Annotated in this window: 25 protein-coding genes; 8 read left to right on the forward strand and 17 right to left on the reverse strand. The window is 40.8% G+C overall.

Annotated elements, in window-relative coordinates:
• A partial coding sequence (locus AABK37_RS31180; protein WP_432555364.1) for a hypothetical protein occupies positions 1-208 on the reverse strand: 208 nt, incomplete at its 3' end.
• A 255-nt stretch (positions 209-463) separates the two neighbouring features.
• Here AABK37_RS31180 and AABK37_RS31185 point away from each other — a divergent pair.
• On the forward strand, positions 464-667 hold the full coding sequence (locus tag AABK37_RS31185) for a hypothetical protein (RefSeq protein ID WP_432555365.1): 204 nt from the start codon (positions 464-466) through the stop codon (positions 665-667).
• Between the two features lie 499 nt (positions 668-1,166).
• Here the strand turns inward: AABK37_RS31185 and AABK37_RS31190 are convergent, their stop codons facing one another.
• From AABK37_RS31190 to AABK37_RS31210, 5 genes are all read right to left on the reverse strand, one after another.
• The gene (locus AABK37_RS31190; protein WP_432555366.1) at positions 1,167-1,400 is read right to left on the reverse strand and encodes a hypothetical protein; all 234 of its coding nucleotides are present in this window, start codon (positions 1,398-1,400) and stop codon (positions 1,167-1,169) included.
• 176 nt (positions 1,401-1,576) lie between these two features.
• Positions 1,577-2,206 carry a restriction endonuclease subunit R gene (locus AABK37_RS31195; protein ID WP_432555367.1) on the reverse strand — a complete coding sequence of 210 codons (630 nt, stop codon included), beginning with the start codon at positions 2,204-2,206 and terminating at the stop codon, positions 1,577-1,579.
• Between the two features lie 34 nt (positions 2,207-2,240).
• Positions 2,241-3,626: a dihydroorotase gene (locus tag AABK37_RS31200; protein WP_432555368.1), complete on the reverse strand. Its 1,386-nt coding sequence runs from the start codon at positions 3,624-3,626 to the stop codon at positions 2,241-2,243.
• Between the two features lie 137 nt (positions 3,627-3,763).
• Positions 3,764-5,116, reverse strand: a complete 1,353-nt coding sequence (locus AABK37_RS31205) for a histidine phosphatase family protein (protein WP_432555369.1) — start codon at positions 5,114-5,116, stop codon at positions 3,764-3,766.
• Positions 5,117-5,409: 293 nt separating this feature from the next.
• On the reverse strand, positions 5,410-5,781 hold the full coding sequence (locus AABK37_RS31210; protein ID WP_432555370.1) for a hypothetical protein: 372 nt from the start codon (positions 5,779-5,781) through the stop codon (positions 5,410-5,412).
• 417 nt (positions 5,782-6,198) lie between these two features.
• Between AABK37_RS31210 and AABK37_RS31215 the strand changes: the two genes are divergently transcribed.
• Complete coding sequence (locus tag AABK37_RS31215; protein WP_432555371.1) at positions 6,199-6,879, forward strand: exonuclease; 681 nt, start codon at positions 6,199-6,201, stop codon at positions 6,877-6,879.
• A 68-nt stretch (positions 6,880-6,947) separates the two neighbouring features.
• Here the strand turns inward: AABK37_RS31215 and AABK37_RS31220 are convergent, their stop codons facing one another.
• The 10 genes from AABK37_RS31220 to AABK37_RS31265 all read right to left on the reverse strand — a co-directional run bounded on the left by AABK37_RS31220 (position 6,948) and on the right by AABK37_RS31265 (position 16,421).
• Entirely contained in the window at positions 6,948-8,513 is a 1,566-nt protein-coding gene (locus tag AABK37_RS31220; protein WP_432555372.1) for a rhomboid family intramembrane serine protease, read from the reverse strand.
• 388 nt (positions 8,514-8,901) lie between these two features.
• Positions 8,902-9,993 carry an AI-2E family transporter gene (locus tag AABK37_RS31225; RefSeq protein WP_432555386.1) on the reverse strand — a complete coding sequence of 364 codons (1,092 nt, stop codon included), beginning with the start codon at positions 9,991-9,993 and terminating at the stop codon, positions 8,902-8,904.
• 328 nt (positions 9,994-10,321) lie between these two features.
• Positions 10,322-11,758: a bifunctional orotidine-5'-phosphate decarboxylase/orotate phosphoribosyltransferase gene (locus AABK37_RS31230; protein WP_432555373.1), complete on the reverse strand. Its 1,437-nt coding sequence runs from the start codon at positions 11,756-11,758 to the stop codon at positions 10,322-10,324.
• Between the two features lie 40 nt (positions 11,759-11,798).
• Complete coding sequence (locus tag AABK37_RS31235; protein WP_432555374.1) at positions 11,799-12,521, reverse strand: molybdopterin-dependent oxidoreductase; 723 nt, start codon at positions 12,519-12,521, stop codon at positions 11,799-11,801.
• 52 nt (positions 12,522-12,573) lie between these two features.
• The gene (locus AABK37_RS31240; RefSeq protein WP_432555375.1) at positions 12,574-13,173 is read right to left on the reverse strand and encodes a cytochrome b/b6 domain-containing protein; all 600 of its coding nucleotides are present in this window, start codon (positions 13,171-13,173) and stop codon (positions 12,574-12,576) included.
• Between the two features lie 259 nt (positions 13,174-13,432).
• Positions 13,433-13,798: an MGMT family protein gene (locus tag AABK37_RS31245; protein ID WP_432555376.1), complete on the reverse strand. Its 366-nt coding sequence runs from the start codon at positions 13,796-13,798 to the stop codon at positions 13,433-13,435.
• 12 nt (positions 13,799-13,810) lie between these two features.
• Positions 13,811-14,335 (reverse strand): DUF4174 domain-containing protein, encoded by a 525-nt coding sequence (locus AABK37_RS31250; protein WP_432555377.1) that lies wholly within the window; start codon positions 14,333-14,335, stop codon positions 13,811-13,813.
• A gap of 279 nt (positions 14,336-14,614) precedes the next feature.
• The gene (locus tag AABK37_RS31255) at positions 14,615-15,283 is read right to left on the reverse strand and encodes a 2OG-Fe dioxygenase family protein (protein WP_432555378.1); all 669 of its coding nucleotides are present in this window, start codon (positions 15,281-15,283) and stop codon (positions 14,615-14,617) included.
• Between the two features lie 189 nt (positions 15,284-15,472).
• Complete coding sequence (locus tag AABK37_RS31260) at positions 15,473-16,237, reverse strand: HpcH/HpaI aldolase family protein (RefSeq protein ID WP_432555379.1); 765 nt, start codon at positions 16,235-16,237, stop codon at positions 15,473-15,475.
• Positions 16,238-16,289: 52 nt separating this feature from the next.
• The gene (locus tag AABK37_RS31265) at positions 16,290-16,421 is read right to left on the reverse strand and encodes a hypothetical protein (protein ID WP_432555380.1); all 132 of its coding nucleotides are present in this window, start codon (positions 16,419-16,421) and stop codon (positions 16,290-16,292) included.
• 134 nt (positions 16,422-16,555) lie between these two features.
• On the opposite strand from AABK37_RS31265, the gene sfsA reads away from it, so the two are divergent.
• The gene (sfsA, locus tag AABK37_RS31270) at positions 16,556-17,281 is read left to right on the forward strand and encodes a DNA/RNA nuclease SfsA (protein WP_432555387.1); all 726 of its coding nucleotides are present in this window, start codon (positions 16,556-16,558) and stop codon (positions 17,279-17,281) included.
• Between the two features lie 94 nt (positions 17,282-17,375).
• Here sfsA and AABK37_RS31275 read toward each other — a convergent pair whose 3' ends face one another.
• Positions 17,376-17,501 carry a hypothetical protein gene (locus AABK37_RS31275; RefSeq protein ID WP_432555381.1) on the reverse strand — a complete coding sequence of 42 codons (126 nt, stop codon included), beginning with the start codon at positions 17,499-17,501 and terminating at the stop codon, positions 17,376-17,378.
• 58 nt (positions 17,502-17,559) lie between these two features.
• Between AABK37_RS31275 and leuC the strand changes: the two genes are divergently transcribed.
• The 5 genes from leuC to AABK37_RS31300 all read left to right on the forward strand — a co-directional run bounded on the left by leuC (position 17,560) and on the right by AABK37_RS31300 (position 21,300).
• Positions 17,560-18,963, forward strand: a complete 1,404-nt coding sequence (gene leuC / locus AABK37_RS31280) for a 3-isopropylmalate dehydratase large subunit (protein WP_432555382.1) — start codon at positions 17,560-17,562, stop codon at positions 18,961-18,963.
• Positions 18,964-19,125: 162 nt separating this feature from the next.
• Complete coding sequence (gene leuD / locus AABK37_RS31285) at positions 19,126-19,728, forward strand: 3-isopropylmalate dehydratase small subunit (protein ID WP_432555383.1); 603 nt, start codon at positions 19,126-19,128, stop codon at positions 19,726-19,728.
• 359 nt (positions 19,729-20,087) lie between these two features.
• The gene (locus AABK37_RS31290) at positions 20,088-20,396 is read left to right on the forward strand and encodes a hypothetical protein (RefSeq protein WP_089129713.1); all 309 of its coding nucleotides are present in this window, start codon (positions 20,088-20,090) and stop codon (positions 20,394-20,396) included.
• Positions 20,397-20,409: 13 nt separating this feature from the next.
• The gene (locus tag AABK37_RS31295) at positions 20,410-20,811 is read left to right on the forward strand and encodes a hypothetical protein (protein WP_432555384.1); all 402 of its coding nucleotides are present in this window, start codon (positions 20,410-20,412) and stop codon (positions 20,809-20,811) included.
• A 3-nt stretch (positions 20,812-20,814) separates the two neighbouring features.
• Positions 20,815-21,300, forward strand: a complete 486-nt coding sequence (locus AABK37_RS31300) for a gluconokinase (protein ID WP_432555385.1) — start codon at positions 20,815-20,817, stop codon at positions 21,298-21,300.
• Positions 21,301-21,571: the final 271 nt, after the last annotated feature.

A 21,571-nucleotide genomic window follows, 5' to 3' on the forward strand; every position in this document is an offset into this window, starting at 1 on the left:
GCATTGTCACTCGATACAATCGCATTGTCACTCGATACAATCGCATTGTCACTCGATACAATCGCATTGTCACTCGATGCAATCCCATTGTCACTCGATACAATCGCATTGTCAGTCGATGCAATCGCGAGGGAGATTTTTGGCGTTGGTATAAATTCAATCGACACGCGATCGCTTTTGGGCTATCTTTTTTCTGACGGAACGTCAAATCTGAAAGTGTAATCTATTACCATGTAGATGACGCGACTTTAAAGGTTAAAATGACAGGCGATAGAATTATTAAATTCACCTTTGCCGTATCAGATCCAGAGTTAGATGATGAGAGACGTTAAAAAATAGCGAACAAGCTGCTACGGTAAATCCGGGATTTGGATGAGGTAGAGAAGGCAGATCGCACGGAAGATTTGAACCCGGAAGCGGGAAGTAAAGGGTTTGCCACTTTAATCGGAGTGCTGAAGTAAGCATGAAGAATGTCAAAAGCTTTTTAGGTTTTTTGGGCGATCGCTTGGGTGACAAGCCGATGAAAATTAATATGAAAGTTGGAGATAAAGTTAAAGAAGTCACTATTGAAGCAAAAAGCCAACGAGAGCTACAAGAAGTTGAGAGAATAGCAAAAGACCTTATTTTCTATCTCTTGGTTCGTTGCTTCCCACTCATCCCAAGGTAGTCTCATTTGCCCTGGAGAGGATTTCTTCGCCTTTTTTTTAGCCTTCAACCCTGCTAATAACTTGCTTCTCCAGTAGTTGCGATTTTCTGGCTTGGCTTTAGGGCGATATTTTTTACAGAATCCTCGATACTTTGCAGCGCATTCATCCAGAGTTTTACCCAACTTCAAAAACGCTGTTTACGCGACATGAATAAAAAGTTAATATCAAAGCTTATTGGAATTGTTACCGTGGTTGACTGACAAAACTCTTCAAAATCTTGTCCGTTCGTTTTCCTCTCGCTTGGGAATCAATTCCCAAGCTAACAGCATAAGTCTACTAAAGTAGACTGAAAAGCATATCTAGTCTACTTTAGTAGACTTGAGCTATGAGCAATCAATTTATTGCAGGGTGGGTTAGGCTGCAACGCACAAGATTTGTCAGTTTCGTAGGGTGCGTTATTGACATCTAATACAATCCTCATGCTTTAGAACGTCTTTCCCGTCGCACTTCCTTGACAATTTAACTAATTTCTTCTAAAGAAGGTTGATTAGGGTCTGGTTCCAATTCATCAAGGCGTTGGAGAAATTCATCTAGGTTTACACTCGGTTTGTGGATTTTTTTCAGCACAATTTCTGCTTCTGTTATTGATACCATATATTCATCGCCAGGACTCAGTTTTGCCTGCATTTCTGCTGGAAGTTCTAATTGACCTTCTGCGGTCACTTTCACTCTTATATCTGTATCTGTTTCCATAATGTAATTCTTCCTCAGAAGTTATATTTTATTGCTATAACATGCCGTATGCGACTTTCTCTCAAACCTAACCCCCAACCTCTTCCCTACCAGGGAAGGAAAGTAAAAATCAAAGCCTCTCTCCCTGCGGGGGAGAGGAATGGAAGTGGGGTTCCGAGAATAAGTTGCACATCACGCTATAACTGAGAAATTGCTTTCAAAGCTTGTAGCAAATCAATTGCACGTTGAGATTCCATAAAGTTCAACACTGGCATTAGCTGATAAATTAGAGCATCGTGTTTGATATACACAAACTGATAATATTGTCCGTTTGTCACTAATCCCCAAACCGAAGTTTGATACTGTAAACTTTTATAGGCGTATGTTAGCAATTGCGGCAAACCCTCTATTGGGGCAACGCTACTATTTCTAGATTCAATTACCAATATCCAAAAAGATGCATTAGCTGTTATGCGTTTAGCTTTACTAACAGCTAGAATATCCATCCTACCAGTAATTTTTGTATCTTCATCTTCTATATTGATATCTGCTATATCTTCTTCTAAAGTAATCTGGATAGGATAGCGATAAAATCCCGCTAAACGCATTAAAGGAGCAACTACAAGAAACTTTACTTGCCCTTTGGAAACTTTGCCCGTTGTTAAATATCTATCAAAATCATCCCGTATTTGTACAAGTTCCTGTTGTTCCAATTCTGTCAAAGGTTCTAATGACAAAACTGGAGTAAATGACTCGCTATATTCTTCTTGAAAGCCGAAAAGACGTTGAACATCTTCTAGGGAGAAATTACGAGCGTTAATTGTCATTTTGTAATTTTATTTTTGGTGCTTTAATTCATATTTAACACCAAGTTTGCACGACACGACCTGTTAACTGTTGTCCTAACCAAGGTGTATTACAAGATAAAGTGTAGAGATTTTCGCTGTTGACTTTCCAGCTTTCTTGGGGGTTAAATAAAGTCAATTCTGCCTTTTCACTTTTGACGATCGCACTCATTTTCTGTCCCAAACACTCCGCAGGACGATTACTCAAAGCTTTCCATAATTCCAAAGCTGTAAATTCACCGCTTTCTACCAAATAATGCCACAACAGCGGTAATGCTAACTCTAAACCAATTGCCCCTGGTAAAGCTTCTGCAAACGCTTGCACTTTTTCTTCATAAGTATGCGGTGTATGGTCAATAGCGATCGCATCTATAATTCCCATCCGCACACCTGCACGCAAAGCCCTTAAATCGCTGGGATTGCCTAAAGGTGGTTCTAAACGCAGGCTGGTATTGTAACTCTTAATTACCTTAGTGTCAAGTAAAAGGTGCATCCAAGTAGTGCTGGCGGTGACGGGTAAACCCTGAGATTTTGCATTGGCGATAAGTTCGACACTGCGGGCGGTGGAAACGCGCATAATATGGACAGGGGTACCGATAGCGGCGACTAATTCTAACAAAGAAGCGATCGCGGCAGTTTCAGAGATAGCGGGATTTCCTGGTAAACCTAAGCGAATAGAGTCTTGTCCTTCGCGCATAACTCCATTGGACATAAGAAGGCGATCGCAACACCAAAAGGCGATCGGTTTCCCTGCATGTTGGAGATATTCCAACACTCGACGCACCAGCCCCAAATTTTCAATAGTTACGCCATCAGCAAAACCAACCACCCCAGAAGCCGCCAATTCTGCCAACTCGGTCATCTGCTTTCCTGCAACATCTTGAGTGATAGCACCCCAGAGGTGGAGGAGGGGGAGGGGGAGAGGGGGGGATGGGGGGATGGGGGGATGGGGAGAAAGAATTGTCTCCTTGTCTCCTTGTCTCCTTGTCTCCTTGTCCCCTTGTCTCCTTGTCTCCTTGTCCCCCACTCCCCCACTCCCCCTGTCCCCCACTCCCCCTCTCCCCATGTGCAACAAGTGCGCTACCATACTTGGATTATCAATCGGTGGAGATGTATCGGGTAAAATGCTAATTCTTGTAAAGCCGCCAGCAGCAGCAGCTTGCAACAAAGAGGTAATAGTTTCCCGTTCTTCAAAACCAGGTTCGCCGGAGTGACTATATAAATCTACCAACCCAGATCCTAAAATTAATCCCCGACAATCTCTGATTTGAGTATCGGCACTAATATCAGAAATAGTTTCTGCGACGGAACTGATATAACCATCAGCAATCAACACATCAGCTATTTGGTCAGTTTCAGAAACTGGGTCGATAATTCGTACTTGTTGCAGCAGTTCAGTCATAAAAATTTTGAGTTAGGAGTTAGAAGTTAGGAGTTAGGAGGCGCGGAGTTAAAAGTTAAGAAAAGCGAAGTTATTTACTTTTTGCTTCTTCGTCCTAACTTTATTCCTCACTCATAACTCCTCACTCCTCACTTTTTTTACAGTGCGCCGGCTGCGGTTTTATCGAGTACGCCTCCACCTAAGTGAGTGGTGATATTCATTGCTTGCAGTACTGGTAAACCATTCAGTTCGGAAGGGTAATCGATAACGCTGATTGCGCCATTTCCTTGACGGAAATTCCAGAAATTTTCTGATGGTAAACCGAGAATATGACAAAGCAAGGTTTTATTTGTAGCGTCGTGAGCGACTACTAAGCCGGTTTGAAGTTGATTTGAGATTGCTGTTTCAACTATGAATTGCCAAGCAACAATACTGCGATCGCACACTTGTTGCAGATTTTCCCCTTCGGGCATTTGTACTTTGTCGGGAATTGTTCGCCAACGTTCCAATTCTCCCGGATATTCTTGCTCTATTTCTTTTTCAAATTTTCCTTCCCAAAGTCCGTGACTAATTTCTCTTAAACCATCAACTAAATCCAACTTTACACTTTTGTGATGCTGTAAAATAATCTCCGCTGTTTCTTTTGGACGCAGCATTGAACTACTAACGGCAAAATCAATTGCTACAAGTTTTAGAAATTCGCCGGCTTTTTGTGCCTGAAGCCTACCATTATCGTTTAGGGGGATATCAATTTGTCCTTGAAATCTACCTTGGCGATTCCATTCAGTTTCACCGTGACGCACTAGCAATAATCTTATTCCTTGATGATTCGGTCGCAACGAAGGCAGAGTTTCGCCTAAATGTTGCGTCTGATTCATCGATTCTAGTTGAACAGGTTCTCCTAATCCCCCAGAGAAATTCAAAACGCTGATGCCACAGTTAGATTGCTGTATGGAATGGTAGCGAGATGGAGATATCGACAGCGCTGTGCTGATTAACGCTCGATTAATACCGTTATGCCCGACAATCAAAATCGTTTGTCCTTGATGGCGAGACAAAATTTCTTGCCAAAACTGCCGCGCTTGTTCGTATAAAGCTAAAACTGGGAAATGTTCTCTTGTTCCCTCAGTTTCTGGAACTAGCATCCGCAGTTCGTGAGGACGTTGTTTCCAGGTGCGGTAGTCGTCGGCAAATTTCTGCTTGACATCAGCAGTGAGCATTTTTTCCCACAAAGGAAGGTCAATTTCCAGCAATTTATGAGAAGTTTGCCCAACAATAGATTCTCTAGAATGAATTGTCAATTCACTTTGGATAATATCTGCTGTCTCTTTCGCTCGTTGTAAAGGACTGCTGTAAATTGCATTAAATTGAATATTACTGAGGGCTTTGCCGACTAAACTGGCATCATTACGACCTTTTTCGGTGATGGTGGACGCATCTATGCGACCTTGGACACGTTTTTCTGTGTTATATGTGCTTTGACCGTGGCGCACGATGATCGCACGAGTCATCTTTTTTGCCCTCCTCTATCTAAAGGAATAATTTTACTGCAAAGTGTTTACTTTCTTGACATTTTTGCCAATTTATCTTTGCTGCGATCTAGGCGATCGCGGAGCGACTCCTTTCCTGCGGAACGCTGCGCGAACGGAGTATCGCCTATAAATAAAGTCCCCTCTGTCTTTGAGTTGCTTTTCAACTACGCAAGGCAGAGGGGCTATTTGATTCTACACCGACTAAATCACTTCCCTAACCGCAGCGATTGAGAAAAAGCCGTAGTAAGCACGCTTTGTGCTTAAAATCAATGCTATTGACCAACAAGCTGTACTTGCACCCCATCATTAATCTCATTATCAGACTGAGCCGGTTGCAGAATAATCGGAGTGTCTGGCAGTGTTAGAGGTTCGTCAGCTCTCCTTAGTTGGACACCATCGCCGATTTGCAAAACACCTGTAGGTACAATTGTTTCTCTACTATTATTGCCACGAGCGTTTGCAGAATTGCTTGGTGCAAAAAATTTGGCGTAGTCGTCCTGTGCTGTTCTATTATTAATTCCGCTGAGAGAACCACCAGTTAACGTATATTGTCGCGTGTTTGGTGGTGATTGGGCGTAAACTGAACTTCCCAAGGTTGTAACACTTGCGATGATTGCCAAGGCTGCAATAATTTTGCTGTTCATTTGTTTTATCCAAATTCTTTTTTATTACTTGTCTTTAGTCTACAAACAAGTTCTTTTTCTTTGCTGTAATTATAAGCTGTGTGTTAGCTAATAACTGTATTTTAATATACTGGCTTTGTCAAGATGTTCTCTTCTAATGTTAAGTAAAACAAATAGATAAGATATTATTATTTTTATGTATAATTTATACTTGTTGCCAATAATGCAAAAAAGCAACAAAATATTGAGAAATATTAAGATGAAGTTAGTGTACATATACCTCTTGCAGTTATTTAGGAAAAGGGCAAGAACGCACAAGAACAAGAAAAAGTGATTTCGTTTACAACTTTAGTTAACATGGGTGAATATTACCTCTGGTATTAGAGGTAAGCCTTAAGGCATAAAAAAGTAATTTATTCTGAAAATCAAATTCAACTGATGCCATTTGATACCGAACTGCTACCCCGTATAAATGCCAAATCCGTCCGGGAAAATGGTAAACAATATTATGTAGATGCAAAAGGTAGTCGCTTTCCGAGTGTGACAACTATACTTAATGCCACGAAACCAAAAGAAGAACGTGACAGACTATTCAACTGGAAAGCGCGTGTAGGTACAGAAGAAGCTACCCGCATTTCTACAACCGCAAGTCGTCGGGGAACTCAAACCCACAAACAAATTGAGCGCTATTTACTTGGTGAAAATCCTATTTGTCCGGAAGGAAGTCTTCCTTATTGGGAAAGTATCAAACCGATTTTGAAAGAAATTGACACAGTGAAGCTGATTGAAGGCTCAGTTTTTCACTACGATTTGAGCTATTCAGGAAAAGTTGATTGTGTTGCTAGTTATAAAGGCATTCCCTGCATTTGCGAGTGGAAAACAGCAGATAAACCGAAAAATTCAATTGAGCGTTTATATGAGTATCCACTGCAACTTGTGGCGTATATGGGAGCCGTAAACGATTATTATCGAGATTATGATATTAAGTTAAATCATGCTTTATTGGTGGTAGCGATTCCAGAGATGCCGGCTGAGGTATTTTGGTTTGATTCAGAAGCAATGAATAATTACTGGCAACAGTGGCAAAAGCGAGTTGCTGAATATTGGAAAAGGTTGTAGAGACGTTCCATTGGAACGTCTCTACGATAAATTAGGGATTTTATACTAATATTTAGCAACGCTAAATTTTACTTCCCAATAACTTTCAACAAAAACCCTACCACAAAGCCAATAATTACCCCGGAAGTATGTCCAACAAAGCTGATTTGTGGAGTTGTCAGATCGAAGATTGCTTGTAGCAGAATTAGTAATAAAATTCCCCGCAAATTCTTAGATGCGATTCGCGTTTTATGTCTTAGCCAGTCGTAGAACAAGATAGCGGCAAAAGCACCAACTAAACCCATCACACATCCAGATGCACCAACCACAAATTGAGTTTTAGAATATCCCATTACTGACATCCAAGTAACGGCTAGCATTGAGCCTAAACCAGTGGTGAGGTACAATATTAAATATCGTGCTATTCCTAAATTAAATTCTACTAAACGACCAAAGACATAAAGACCAAACATATTCATTAATAAATGCAAAAAACCAAAGTGCAAAAAGGCAGCAGTAAATAAACGCCACCAATCTCCCTTGATAACTTCTGTTGGTACTAATGCACCTAAACGGTACAAAGTCAAGAAATTAGTGCTACCACCAAATTGAATTTCTAAGGCAAAAGCAAATAAATTCAACCCGATAATAAAGTAAGTCGCATTTGGTTTAGGTTGCGTTAAGTCAGCTTTGCCGCTGTATTTAGCTTCTTGCAATAATTCAGCACTGATTCGAGATAAAATTTGTTTGGATTTATCAGTTAATATTGTTTCAGCTTCAACTACAGGTTGAGATAAACGTCTTTCAATCGCACCATGAAAGCGAATATCATTGCTGTCACGGATACTTAATAACTGTTCTCTACCTAATGATTCATTTCCTGCTGCAAGATTAGCTGTTGCTAGCCAAAATACTTGAATTGTTGGCGAATAAATTCTTAGTGAACCATTAATTAATGTTTTTACCTGTTCTATTTTACCGCAAAACGCTAACACAAACATACGTGCTAAATTGCGCGTGATTAAGTTAGGTATTTGCTCGATGCTGCGTTCATAATACTCCCATGCGTGCAGTAAACTATTTAAATCGCCAGTTTCGCCAAGCGATCGCAAATAGTAAAGCAGCATTTCGCTATCTTTCTGCAATCTTGCTTCAGATAGATTTTCTTGTATCCATACCAGCATTTCTTCCCAACGAGCATCGATTTGGTAAAGTGTAACAATGGCAGATCGACCAGTTGGTGTATCCGTCGTTTTGTAACGGTTTAAAATGGAAATAGCTTCAGCGATCGCTCCTTGCTGACCTAAATCCAAAGCGCGTAACATTTCCGGTTTTTCCCGTAAACCATCCGCAGGATGCAACCAAGACACAAATTGAGCTAATTTGCTGGCTTGATGGTAACGTTGTTGAGCAACGAGTTGATTAACTTTTCTGTTGACAAGATTGGGTATGAGTATGAAAATCAGCCAAAAGCATCCCCCAACCAAACCACCTAAATTGGGAATTAGATAAGATGTGACTGCTGTCACAACAAAGATAAATGTAGAAACAAAAATCCAGCCACGATTGTGATGAAAAGAAGTACGAACAGCATAAATCGTGGTAGTAACGCATGATAAACAAACTATCCAAATCAATAAATTATTAATATCCATAATCGGATTTGCACCACATTAGAGGAACTACTATCATAGTTCCCTTTTCAGTATGCGTTTATATAGCAATCCTAAATGATTCATAAAACTTTTTTCTTTCTTCTCTTCGTGTCCTTTGCGTCTAGCCTTCGGCAACGGCAAAGCCGAATGCGGTTCGTTCATTCTAAATTGATTTTTCACAACTCAGACATAACTATAGTAGTAGGGTGCGTTACGCTTCGCTTTAACGCACCATTTTAATCGGTGCGTTACGGCTTAATAGCCGTAACACAACGGCAATATTGCAGGAGGAATATCCACACTGCAATAAGCCGAACCCTACATAATATTTTATTTATAAACACCCTCTAAGATATAACTGTGGCAATAATGCAAGTACCCCCAGCATTTACTCATTCACTAACATTTCAGGTGATTTTTCCTTACGATCAACATTATCTGAATAATCAGATATAGAAACAAAATTATCTGCTGCATCTTTAATAAAACCAGCTACAGGTACAGCAATCAGCAATCCCAACAACCCACCGATATAAGTTCCTACCAGCAAAGAAACTAACACCCAGATTGGTCTAAGTCCTGTGAAACTACCTAAAAGACGGGGAGCGATCGCCTGGTCAATTAACTGGTCAATTACAACAGATGCAGCTAAAACCTTCGCTGCTAACCAAAAATCATGTGACGCTATTATTAAAGTTACAACCGCAAGACTTACTACATCACCAAAAGGAATTAAACTCAAAATTCCTACTCCCAAACCAAAGAGTAAAGCAAAGGGAACTTTGAAAAGCAAAAACACTATTGTCAGTGAAACTCCCATCAACAAAGCCAAAGCTACCTGACCAATCAAATAATTTTGAAAATTTTTATGAATCGACTGCCTTACCTTCTGACCAAAACTCCAAGGTAACTTTTTAAATATCCCATCCCATATTCTCTTGCCATCAGCTAAAAGATAAAAAGTTAGCACTATTGTAATTATTGCTTCAGAAATACTATCAATAGCATCTAAAATTGCGCTAAAAATTTTGTCTCCGAGAAACTCCAACTCGTTAGGCAATCGGTGTGTTATTTGCGTAAATATTTGACTAAAATTTACTTTTAAACTGTGATTTATAGCCCAATCATTTAAAATATAAAGTTTTTGCTTATTAGAATCAATCCATTGCGGAAGCTGTTTAAGCATTTCATGAAACTGCTCTAATACAATGGGAACCAAAATAAGACCCAAAGCAGCTAAAATTATAATAGTAAATAAAAAAACTAATCCGATGGCATAGCTACGCTTAACTCCACGTTCCTCAAGAATTGAAACAGGGTAATTCAAAATGAATGCTAGCAAAATTGCCAAAACAAAAGTTGTCACCAAAGGTTGAAAATATTGAAAAACTCGAAATACTAGCCAACCATTGAGAAAAACTGAAGGAAATATCAGCGTTATAACTAACCATTTAAGTAATTGATTGAGTGAAACAGTCATAATTAATTTCAAATTAGCAGATTTAGGGTGAGCATTGCCCATCCTACAAATTTTAGGATATAAAAGCACAGATAATTATTGAGTTTGCTCACATTTTGCGCCCTCAGGCTGGAAGCCTGGGGCTACACGGACAAAACCCGCCTACGCGGGTTAGGAAATCATTGATTTTGTAGCTTCGCCTTCAGGCTGGAAGCCGCTGGCTCAAATACAAAGCAGGCACACGCAGGCTTCAAAACGCTAAATTTTTCTAGTCCGCGCAGGCGGACTTTGTTTGTGTAGCCGCACCCTTCTAGGGTGACGGCGGTATGATGCTGGTGAAGCAACAAATCTAATCGGCTTCTTTCAAAGCTGAAAATTGCTCATCATTTATCCGTCCAGCCTGATACAGCGTTTGTGTAATTTCGGAAATAGTTAAAACCGCATGACCTTGATAACCATTTTCTCGTAATCTGTCTTTTACGCCATGTTCATGGTCGATAAAAACTACAATATCATTCACATTTAATCCTGCCGATTTCAACTTTTCTGCCCCTTCCATAACACTTTTACCGCTGATGAGAATATCATCAACTACCGCAACTGTTTCCCCAGGATGAAAATCACCCTCAATTACCCTGCGGGTTCCGTGTGCTTTCACTTCTTTACGAGGAAAAATCATCGGACATTGAAGACGTAAAGATAAACCAGTAGCAGTAGGCAAAGAACCGTAGGGAATACCTGCTAACCTATCAAAATTTAGCTTGACCAAAATTTCTTCATAAGCAATAAGAACTTGATTAAAAACTTGCGGATTAGAAATTATTTTGCGTAAATCGATGTAATAAGGAAATGTGGCTCCCGATGCTTGGACATAGTTGCCAAATATAATGCAGCCAATATCATAAAGTTGCAAAATTAAATCTTGTTGCGGATGTTGATCCAAAAAACAAACATCTGGCAACCATAGAGAACAGCTAGAAACATCTTGGATAATTTCAGTTTTTACTTGATTAATTTGGGCATTTAAAGACTGAACTTCTTCAGATAATTCTGTTGAACTCAACATATCTTGAGGAACCGGAATCAGCAAACCTTCACCATTAGTATTCAAACCAGCCGCTAAAACTTGATTAAGATTGCCACCTTCTGCCCAGATACTACGAGCCATGATAATTCGTTCCGGCGCATCTGCTCGAATGCGGGCAAAAATATCAGGCTTTGTTGTTCCCACTTCTAAACCTAATTGTTCTGGAGTACCCCAATTTTTTGATTCTTTTACTACTTGTAAATAAAAGGGTGTTTCCGCTGTCGGAAATTGCTGTAAAGGTTCGGCGGCTGAATTAGAAGTACAACATAAAACAAATACCGCTTTCCCAGGATAAACCAAAAACGGTGCGACATTATCTTGTCCGGCATAGGGACTGAGAGTGATTGCATCCACATTCAATTTACTAAACACAGTGCGGGCGAAAATTGTGCTGGTATTTAAATCACTGTGTTTGGCATCTAAAATAACTGGAATGTGAGCCGGGATAGATGCTAAAGTTTTTTGCAGCAATTCTAAACCAGGAATACCCAAAGCTTGATAAAAGCCGAGTGTCGGTTTATAAACGCAAACTTGTTCGGCTGTTTCGGCAATAATGAATTGCAACCAATCCCACAAACTAGAGATGATATCACTAGAAGCGTAGCAAGCAGGCATCATCTCTGGATTGGGATCAAGCCCGACAAATAGTAAGCTTTGATTTTGGGCGATCGCCTGACTCAATTTATCAAAAAAGTTCATATTATTTCAAACAAAAAAACACAAAAACTAACAGAACTTTTTACAGCCCTGCATACCATTCATAACCCTGGTCTTCCCAGTAACCCTTCATCGGTGACAAATAACTAACCAAAGTAACCCGAGTCACCCACTTACTCTGCTTATAACCAAGTTTAATTGGCGAAGCTAAACGCAAGGGGGCACCATTATCAACTGGCAAAGGTTCGCCATTTTTCTGATAAGCTAACAAAGTCTGGGGATGCAATACTGAAGCAATATCCCAACTTTCGTAATAACCATCAGCAGATTTAAAGTAAGCAAATTTGACATTTCCTTTCGGTTGGGCAAGGGCAACAATTTCCCGCAAACGTATACCACCCCATTGCACGATCGCTGCCCAACCTTCAACACAAATATGACGAATAATCATTGAAGTCAGCGGCAAAGCCTGAATATCTGCCATACTCAAGCTGAGAGGATTGTTGACCTCACCATCAACAATTAAGCGATATTTTGCTTGGTCAATAATTGGAGTATCTTTGAAAGTATTAATTATCAACTCTTCTGGTTTAATCTCACTCTTGGAGAATTCAGGTACAGGCTTTTGGGGATTAAATAATAATGTTTCAACCTTCTGATTTAACGGTTCAGAAAGTTTACCCACAACATCTTCAAGTATCGGTGCGCCGCAACCACTAAGAAGAAAACCCATGCCAGAAATGCCGGAAAATTGTAAAAATCTCCGGCGTGTTAATTGAGAACGAGGTACGCGAATTAAATTCATAAAATTAGTTATTTGTTATTTGTGTGTAAATAGTCTTTTTCTCCCTTCAACACTACCAAAACATCGATTCAGTCAACTCTTCCCCTCCAGCTTTGCGCCCTAACTGCCAGTGAATTAATACAAACAGGATAACGCTTGGTACTGAAGAAAAGTGAACAATTCTTAATGCTTCCCAACTGCCAAACATATCAACAATCCAGGAAAATTGAGCAGGTTTATACATGCCTATTCCTGTGAATAAAGCCAGCAGTAGGATGGGAATAATAGCTGTATAAACGATGCGATGCCAAGCATAACTTAAACGTTTGGAGTTTTGAGTTTTTTGTAATGCTTTGATATCATTTATATTTACAAACCGATGTCGCCAGCGTCGGGTAATTAAAACATAAATTCCATACCACAATAGATTCAGCGAAAATAACCACATTCCCGCAAAATGCCAATGTCTGCCTCCGGCAAGCCAACCTCCTAAAGTAAATAGAGGGGGAATGTGTAAACCTGCACGTCCGCCAAAAACAGGGTTAGCGTTGTAAATTTGTAGCCCACTAGTGAGCATGATAAACAAACTAATGATATTACAAGAGTGGAAAATCTTCGCACCTATTGCTTGGGTTGGCAACTTGCGACTTTTAGGGGGAACTGTCGAATCCATAGATATTTATTGTTAAATATTATTTTGTGTGTATTAAGTATTACTCAGCACATTTGCGGCTGGATAATGCTCGCTCTGCTTTTTCCATCCTACCGTTGAGGGGAGTAGTGTGCGACTAATTTTTAACTATTAGACATCTCCAGAAATTATGTAGAGACAATTCATGAATTGTCTCTTACCTTGGGTTTGGGGTGATGCATAATTCATTTTCCCAGATGTTTATTACAATTTTTGTTGATGGGTTGTGAAAGTTCGCGCGTCAGGAATGCGCGTCCTTGAAATTGAGCGAGAAATCGCTCACTACGAATTTATCTTCAGGTTGCCAGAGATACTCACGCAAATTGATTTTCCCTTGAGGGTTAAATTTTATTCCTTCTTCTTCCAGAAGCGATCGCTGTTTGTAATCTGTGCCGTTTCGCTGCATTGAGTGGGATATCTCGCCTTTGGCATTAATCACTCGATGCCAAGGTATATCTGATAAACTAATATCAACTTGATAGAGAGCATATCCGACTAAACGCGCTTTTCCGTACAAGTGAGCTAAATCTGCTATTTGTCCGTAAGTTGCCACTCTACCTGTTGGTATTTGGCGGACAATTGCATATATGTTGTCATACTTGGACATTTATCTTCTACTTTATTTTTGCATTTCCTGCTGACGCATCGGCATTGCATCTATCTCGTTAAAAATTACCTTTGCCTCGACGGGTTTGGAGTCGCTGCGCTTTTGGGTACCATCTTTACCTACTAAGATGACTCGAAAATCTTCGGGGGAAACTTGAAAACGCGATCGCACTTTCGTAACATCTGCTTCATCAATCGCCTTCCCAGATGCACGACTTGTACCTTCTGTCAATATCTCCACCAATAGTAAATCTCGCTCAGAAAAATCAGCTTGTTGGGTCTGAAATAACTGCATTTGCTTTTGGTAAGCGGGATTATTTTCGTCAGGTGCAAACACTAGCAAAAGGCGGTTTTTCCATTGGTAGGATTTTAAATCAAAAGCCATATTTTTGTTTTTTACGGTTTTTGGGTTGGAGGCGATCGGCGCGAACCTATTTGACTTATTCTGAATGTATAAACTCGATACATCCGCTCTGTACAAGCTTGAGCAGCCGACATTGGTTAAGAGTAGCAGTGCCATCAAGCAACGAGTTAACATTTTTGATTCGTAGTGAGCGGTTTACCGCTCATATCAACCATTTTAAGGGCTGTTAGCGGAGCTTTCCCGTAGGGTAGCCCTTACTACATTCACTCCGCGTTTATTTATGCTCATCTACTTAGTGCGAATAAGTAAAAATAATCAGCCTCAATTCCAGTTTACATCATCACTTAAAAAATTAGGCGTTGCTAAACGAGGATGAATTGTTCTTCGCTACGAGTGCGCGAAACATTCATACTGTCAATTAGCAACGCCCAAATTTTCAATCTTTATACTCAATTAATCAGAAAGCAAACTTGGGGAAGTTAAAACAAAAACATCTCTTGTTCCCAAAGCGTCACTCTGAGGTTTAATCGGAGTAGTAAAATGATAAAATTCATGGTCATTAACCAAGAGTAATTCTCCAGAATTGAGAACTTTATTAAAAACAGGCTTTTCTTTCTTGGCAGCGTAAAGATGCGTTTCTCCACCTTGAATATTTTCTCTGTCAACAGAAAATATCCCGATAAAATCAGTACCATCCTGATGAATACCTTCAGGTGCGGGATTTCCTAAATTATTTGGTGAACAAGTCGTTCTAATTTGATGAACTCCTATTTCGGCTTCTGGGTGAAGTTTACAAGAATCACTAAACGCTAAAACCATATTTTGAAAAATATCAAGTTCTATGAGTGCATCATCTAATTCTGCAAACTCTCTTTTAACATCACCCACTAATGGATTGTATTCTTTGCTTTGAAAAAGGTAGCCATGAGGTAATTTGCTTAATTTATTTTCAGAAACTATAAAACGAGATAATCTTCTAAAGCGATAGCTACCTTTAATATAAGGGTCTAGAGGCAAATCATTAAAAAACTGCTTGAAACCTGCTGGATTTATAGAATTTACCTTTCGCAATGTAAACATAAAGGCATATTCTAATTGCATCGATTTCGATACTTTTTGCATAATACTTTCCGGGTTGCAGATTGATACTTTCCCAATTTTTCTATTGGGATTATATATTAAGTATAAATTATTTTTTTAGTAAATGTCGTTAAATAGACTACAGAAATTTACCTTTTATGATATAGCAGGTGATTCGATTCCCCCAAGTAGAGACGTTCAGTCCGCAACGTCTCTACAGGGACAAGTTGATTAATTCCTCCTGACGGCGTTGACTAAATTTTCACAGGCTTTTAAGAAGATGCTTACATCGACCCCCAGCCCAATGTATTGAATTCCTGCGTCAATCCACTGCTTGGCAATTTCGGGATTGTCGGCAAAAGTGCCGACTGCTTTCCCGGAGTCGCGAATAGTAGTGACGCATTGCTGCATCAACTCAATAACACGCGGATCTCTTACCTGACCGGGAATACCTAGCGACTGCGATAAGTCGTAGGGACCGAGAAAAATAACGTCAATGTGGGGTACACTAACAATCTCTGCAATGTTCTCCACACCGCGCTTACCTTCGACATGAACGACAATTAAAGACTCTTCGTTTAACTTGTCTGTGATTTGCGTTCCTGCTGCTGTGTACATACCCGATCGCGTGGCGAATGACAGTCCCCGCAAACCGAGAGGACTGTACTTGGCTCCCTTAACGCAAGCTTCAGCATCAGATTTCGTTTCAATTTGCGGCACTTGCACCCCAGCACTACCAATGTCAAGCGCTCTTTGAATTTGCGGTGCATCATTCTTTCTGACGCGAATCACTGGGGCAATTCCTACGCAATCTGCCGCACGGCAGAGGTCTTCCGCAGCCAGTGTGTGCAGCGATCCATGCTCCATATCAATCACCGCAAAATCAAATCCTGCGTGTCCACAGATTTCGATAAACGCCGGATAAGCGCAGTTCATAAATTGACCGAGGACAACCTCACCCCGCTTGAGTTTTCGTTTAAGTTGATTTTCACGCATGGTTATCGCCTAGTATTGATTTTTAGCTACCTTAAGCAAAATTACTGCAAAATCAATGGATTTGGGTATGGGGCATGGGGCATGGGGCATAGGGCATAGGGCATGGGGCATGGGGCATGGGGCATGGGGCATAGGGCATAGGGCATGGAAAAAATCTCCCATTAAACAATTGCCCATTACCCATTGCCCATTAAACAATTGCCCATTACCCATTGCCCATTAAACAATTGCCCATTAAACAATTGCCCATTGCCCAATGCCCAATGCCCAATGCCCATTAAACAATTGCCCATTGCCCAATTCCCAATTCCCAAAATGATGAATGATTGGCTTTACCGCTACCCGCTTTTATATCCTGGTATCTTGCTGAAGCGTTACAAGCGCTTTTTTGCAGATGTTCAACTTGCTTCTGGGGAGATAGTGACAGCGCACTGTCCGAATACAGGACCGATGACTGGGGTTTCCACTCCTGGGAGTGCGGTGCAGTTATCTTTAAGCGATAATCTGAAGCGCAAATTGCCTTATACTTTGGAATTGATTCAGGTACATGATAATGAGCCAACTTGGGTAGGTGTTAATACTGCTTTGCCAAATCGAATAGTGAAGCTAGCTTTGGCAACATACCTTTTTCCTGAATTGGGTAGATATAGCCAAATTCGCGGCGAGGTGGTTTATGGACAAGATAAAAAAAGTCGAGTTGATTTTTTCTTGACAGGAAGTAATGAGGAACGCCCGATTTTTTTAGAAGTAAAAAATACAACTTTGGCGCAAAAAAGATTGGCGTTATTTCCCGATACGGAGACGACAAGGGGACAAAAGCACCTGCGGGAACTGATGGCGCTGTTGCCTCAAAGTCGTGCGGTGATGCTTTACTTTATTAATCGGGGTGATTGTACGCATTTTGCCCCAGGTGATATTACTGACCCTATATATGGTCAGTTGTTGCGGAGTGCGATCGCTCTCGGTTTGGAAGTTTTACCCTGTCGTTTTCAAGTTACTCCAGAAGGCATTCAATATTTGGGTTTGGCAGAATGCAAATTTTAATAATCAAAAGCCGACCTACTTAACTCATATTTAAAAGATATTAGTTAAGCTGGAAAAATATATTGGACATAATTAACAAGCTTTTCTATTGTGATTAAAGGAATAAAAAAGGGGCAATGGGCATGGGGCATCGGGCATGGGGCATCGTCCAAGTAGGCAAGTAAAATACGTCTAGCTTCTTTTTATTCCCATTGCCCATTGCCCATTGCCCGATGCCCATTGCGAGTTCACTTTTTTGATAACATCATAGATCCGACAGATCCAGGGACGAATTGAGTATGAGCAAGGGTACACTGTTTGATAAAGTTTGGGATTTGCACACAGTTGGGACACTGCCATCAGGACAGATGCAACTGTTTATAGGACTGCATCTGATTCATGAAGTCACCAGTCCCCAAGCCTTTGCAATGTTACGAGAGCGCAATTTAAAGGTATTATTTCCAGAGCGGACTGTCGCCACGGTGGATCATATTGTGCCCACAGAAAATCAGGCACGTCCATTTGTGGATACCCTGGCAGAAGAAATGATGCAAGCGCTGGAGCAAAACTGTAAAGAAAATAACATTACATTTTATAACATTGGTTGCGGAAGTCAAGGAATTGTGCATGTCATTGCGCCAGAACAGGGACTGACACAGCCAGGAATGACGATCGCCTGTGGTGATAGCCATACATCAACTCATGGTGCATTTGGTGCGATCGCTTTTGGTATCGGTACCAGTCAAGTGCGGGATGTCCTCGCTTCTCAAACCCTCGCTCTTTCCAAACTGAAAGTCCGCAAAATTGAAGTTAACGGCACACTCAAACCCGGTGTCTACGCCAAAGATGTCATTCTGCATGTCATTCGTACCCTCGGCGTCAAAGGTGGTGTCGGATACGCTTACGAATTTGCAGGCAGCACCTTCGAGCAAATGAGCATGGAAGAACGGATGACTGTTTGCAATATGTCCATCGAAGGTGGTGCGCGTTGCGGCTACATCAATCCCGACCAAGTTACATATGAATACCTCAAAGGTAGAGACTTTGCCCCTAAAGGCGCAGATTGGGATAAAGCTGTTGCTTGGTGGGAATCGATCAAAAGCGATGCTGATGCCGAATATGATGATGTGGTAACTTTCGATGCCGCCGAAATTCCGCCTACCGTTACTTGGGGCATCACCCCCGGTCAAGGTATCGGAGTTAACCAAGCTGTACCCACTCCCGACGAACTACCCGCAGACGATCGCACTCTTGCCGAAGAAGCTTACAGATACATGGATTTGGCTCCCGGTCAACCTATCCAAGGTACGAAAGTTGATGTTTGCTTCATTGGTAGCTGCACCAACGGACGAATCAGCGATTTGCGCGAAGCTGCCAAAATTGCCCAAGGTCATCACGTTGCTGAGGGAATTAAAGCTTTTGTCGTCCCAGGTTCGGAACGAGTGAAAAAGCAAGCGGAAGCAGAAGGACTAGATAAAATCTTCACCGAAGCCGGTTTTGAATGGCGCGAAGCAGGCTGTTCAATGTGTCTGGCGATGAATCCCGATAAACTTGAAGGACGGCAAATTAGCGCTTCTTCCTCTAACCGCAACTTCAAAGGACGCCAAGGTTCGTCCTCCGGTCGTACTTTATTAATGAGTCCGGCGATGGTTGCGGCAGCAGCATTGAAAGGGGAAGTATTCGACGTGCGCGAGTTGTTGTAAATGGGGACTGGGGACTAGGGACTGGGGACTGGGGACTGGGGAAGAAAATTATTCTTTATTCCCCTAATCCCTAATTCCTAGTCCTCCGTAGTCCCTAGTCCCTAATTCCTAATCCCTAGTCCCTAATCCCTAGTCCCTAGTCCCTAATCCCTAATCCCTAGTATGGTAAGTGAAGTTAAAGCAGTTTCCGGACGCGGTATTCCTTTGGTGGGTGATGATATTGATACCGATCGCATTATTCCGGCTCGGTATTTGCGTTGTGTCACTTTTGATGGTTTGGGCGAACATGCGTTTGCTGATGACAGAACAGGATTGAAAGGTGAGCATCCTTTTGACCAAAAGCAATATCAAGGTGCTTCGATATTAATAGTTAACCGCAACTTTGGCTGTGGTTCTTCGCGGGAACATGCACCGCAAGCGATCGCTAAATGGGGTATTCAAGCGCTCATCGGTGAAAGCTTTGCCGAAATCTTCTTCGGTAACTGTGTAGCAATGGGAATTCCCTGCGTTACGGCTGATGCTGCCACTGTCAAACAATTGCAAGAAATTGTTACAAACAATCCCCAAGTATCGATGACGGTGAATTTGGAAACAATGCAAGTGCAATGTGGCGATTTTACTGGCACAGTTTCAATGGGTGAAGGTGCGAAAAACATGTTTGTTGCCGGCACTTGGGATGCTTGCGGTCAGTTGGTTGCTTCTTCTGAACAAGTTCGGGCTACTGCGGCAAAGTTACCTTATATAAGTTGGAGTAAGGTAGCCTAAATTTGGTTTTTACACTTGCTTGTAGAAATCAATCACCTTTGTAGAGACGCGATACCCAAGCGTCTCTATTAATAATGTTTGTAACTACTCCTGTCACGCTCGTTCGCCGTTAGGCGTTCGGTGCAGGGTAGATTGCCTATTAACGAACCGCCCTTCTCCCAAAGGGAGACGCTGCGCGAACGGGTTCGCCAGTCCCCCATCGTGACGGAAAGCGGAGCCACTGCGGTGGACGGGTCTCCCGGCATAAAGCAAGTGGCGTCCAAGACGGGGGCTGGACTCACAAAGACACGAAGTACACTAAGGAAGAAGAAAAAGAAGATAGGTAATCTTGTAGCGGGAAGGGAGTAGTCTTAAATTAAATGGAACCTCTACCCAATAATTGGGCAGATATTCAACCGGATACTGTATATCAAACAATTAATGGTCAGTTATTATCTTTTAGTCAAGAGCAAATTAAACTGGGGATAAAATATGACCAAAACAATAAACATTTAAAAGCAATAGAAAAAGGACAAGTACCTACTCGTGGTAATACAGGTCTTGTTCCTTCTCAAGAAGAGGGCTACAATTTTAAAACCAAAGTTTTAGGAAAAGGAGGAGACCGTCGGTTTCATGGAAAGATTATAGATGGAGTTTTACACTTTCCTGGTTTGGCAACAGAACATTAATTAAGATAAAGCCATGACTAAACTGGAACTAAAAAATCATCAAGTTTGGCAGGATTTAACTGAAATATTAGAAAATATAGATACAAATGCACTGATAACAGAACATTTGGAACTATGTGATTATAAAGTGTGCGGCTATTGGGATTATGATGATAACTTTTTTGAAGAAATTATCTTACCTCGTTCGCTTTCTGCTGAATTAATCAGCAGTTCCATTGGCGCAACGCATAAATCACGCTGGATTCAACTTAAATTTATTCTCAAAGCTGATATAAATAGTTTTGAGGAATTGAGGAATACTAATTATCAAAAAATTGGGGAAGTGTCTCTAATTTTCGATGAAAATATGGAATTTATTGATGAAACTTGGCAAATAGATATCGGTTCTCCTTTTATAATTAAAAAATGCGAATAATAAATGATAATTATTGTGATGGGTGTCTCTGGTTCTGGTAAAACTACGATTGGGCAACTGCTGGCAGAATCTTTGCAATGGGAATTTAGAGATGCCGATTCTTTTCACTCCCTAGAAAATATTGAGAAAATGCGCCACGGTATTCCCCTCAACGATTTAGATAGAATGCCGTGGTTGCTAGCAATGCAACAAGCAATACAACATTGGCTGCAAGAAAATAAAAATGTAGTTTTGGCGTGTTCGGCACTAAAAGCTAGTTATCGTCAGTATCTTTTAATTGGTAATGAAGGTGTTAAGTTAGTTTACCTTAAAGGTTCGTTTGAGTTGATTCAAAAACGCTTGCAAAAGCGTCACAATCATTTTATGAGTGAAAAACTTCTTAAAAGCCAGTTTGATACCCTTGAGGAGCCAACAGAGGCGATTTCGATTGATGTTTCCCAGTCGCCAGAGGAAATTGTGCAAAATATTAGAGTATCTTTAGGAATTTAAGATTAGCGATTTATTTATTTCAGCAAGTGGTACTTTCGGTTCATCAATTCTAATACTACTAATTAAGTTATAATAAATATTTTTACAAAGGTTATGTAAAAGCATAAGCTTAAAATCTTTCTCATAATTCAAGATTTTTGAGACAATCAGCACCAGCAAAAAGGTAGTGTCAGTAAACCAAAAAGTTTTCTCCTCAAGGCGATCGCTAACCAGCCATTGCGTAGTTTTAGGTGCTAGGTGATACTAAATATCTTAAAAGTACTTATGCTTC

The organism is Tolypothrix sp. VBCCA 56010 (assembly GCF_050875635.1).
Lineage (GTDB): Bacteria > Cyanobacteriota > Cyanobacteriia > Cyanobacteriales > Nostocaceae > Hassallia.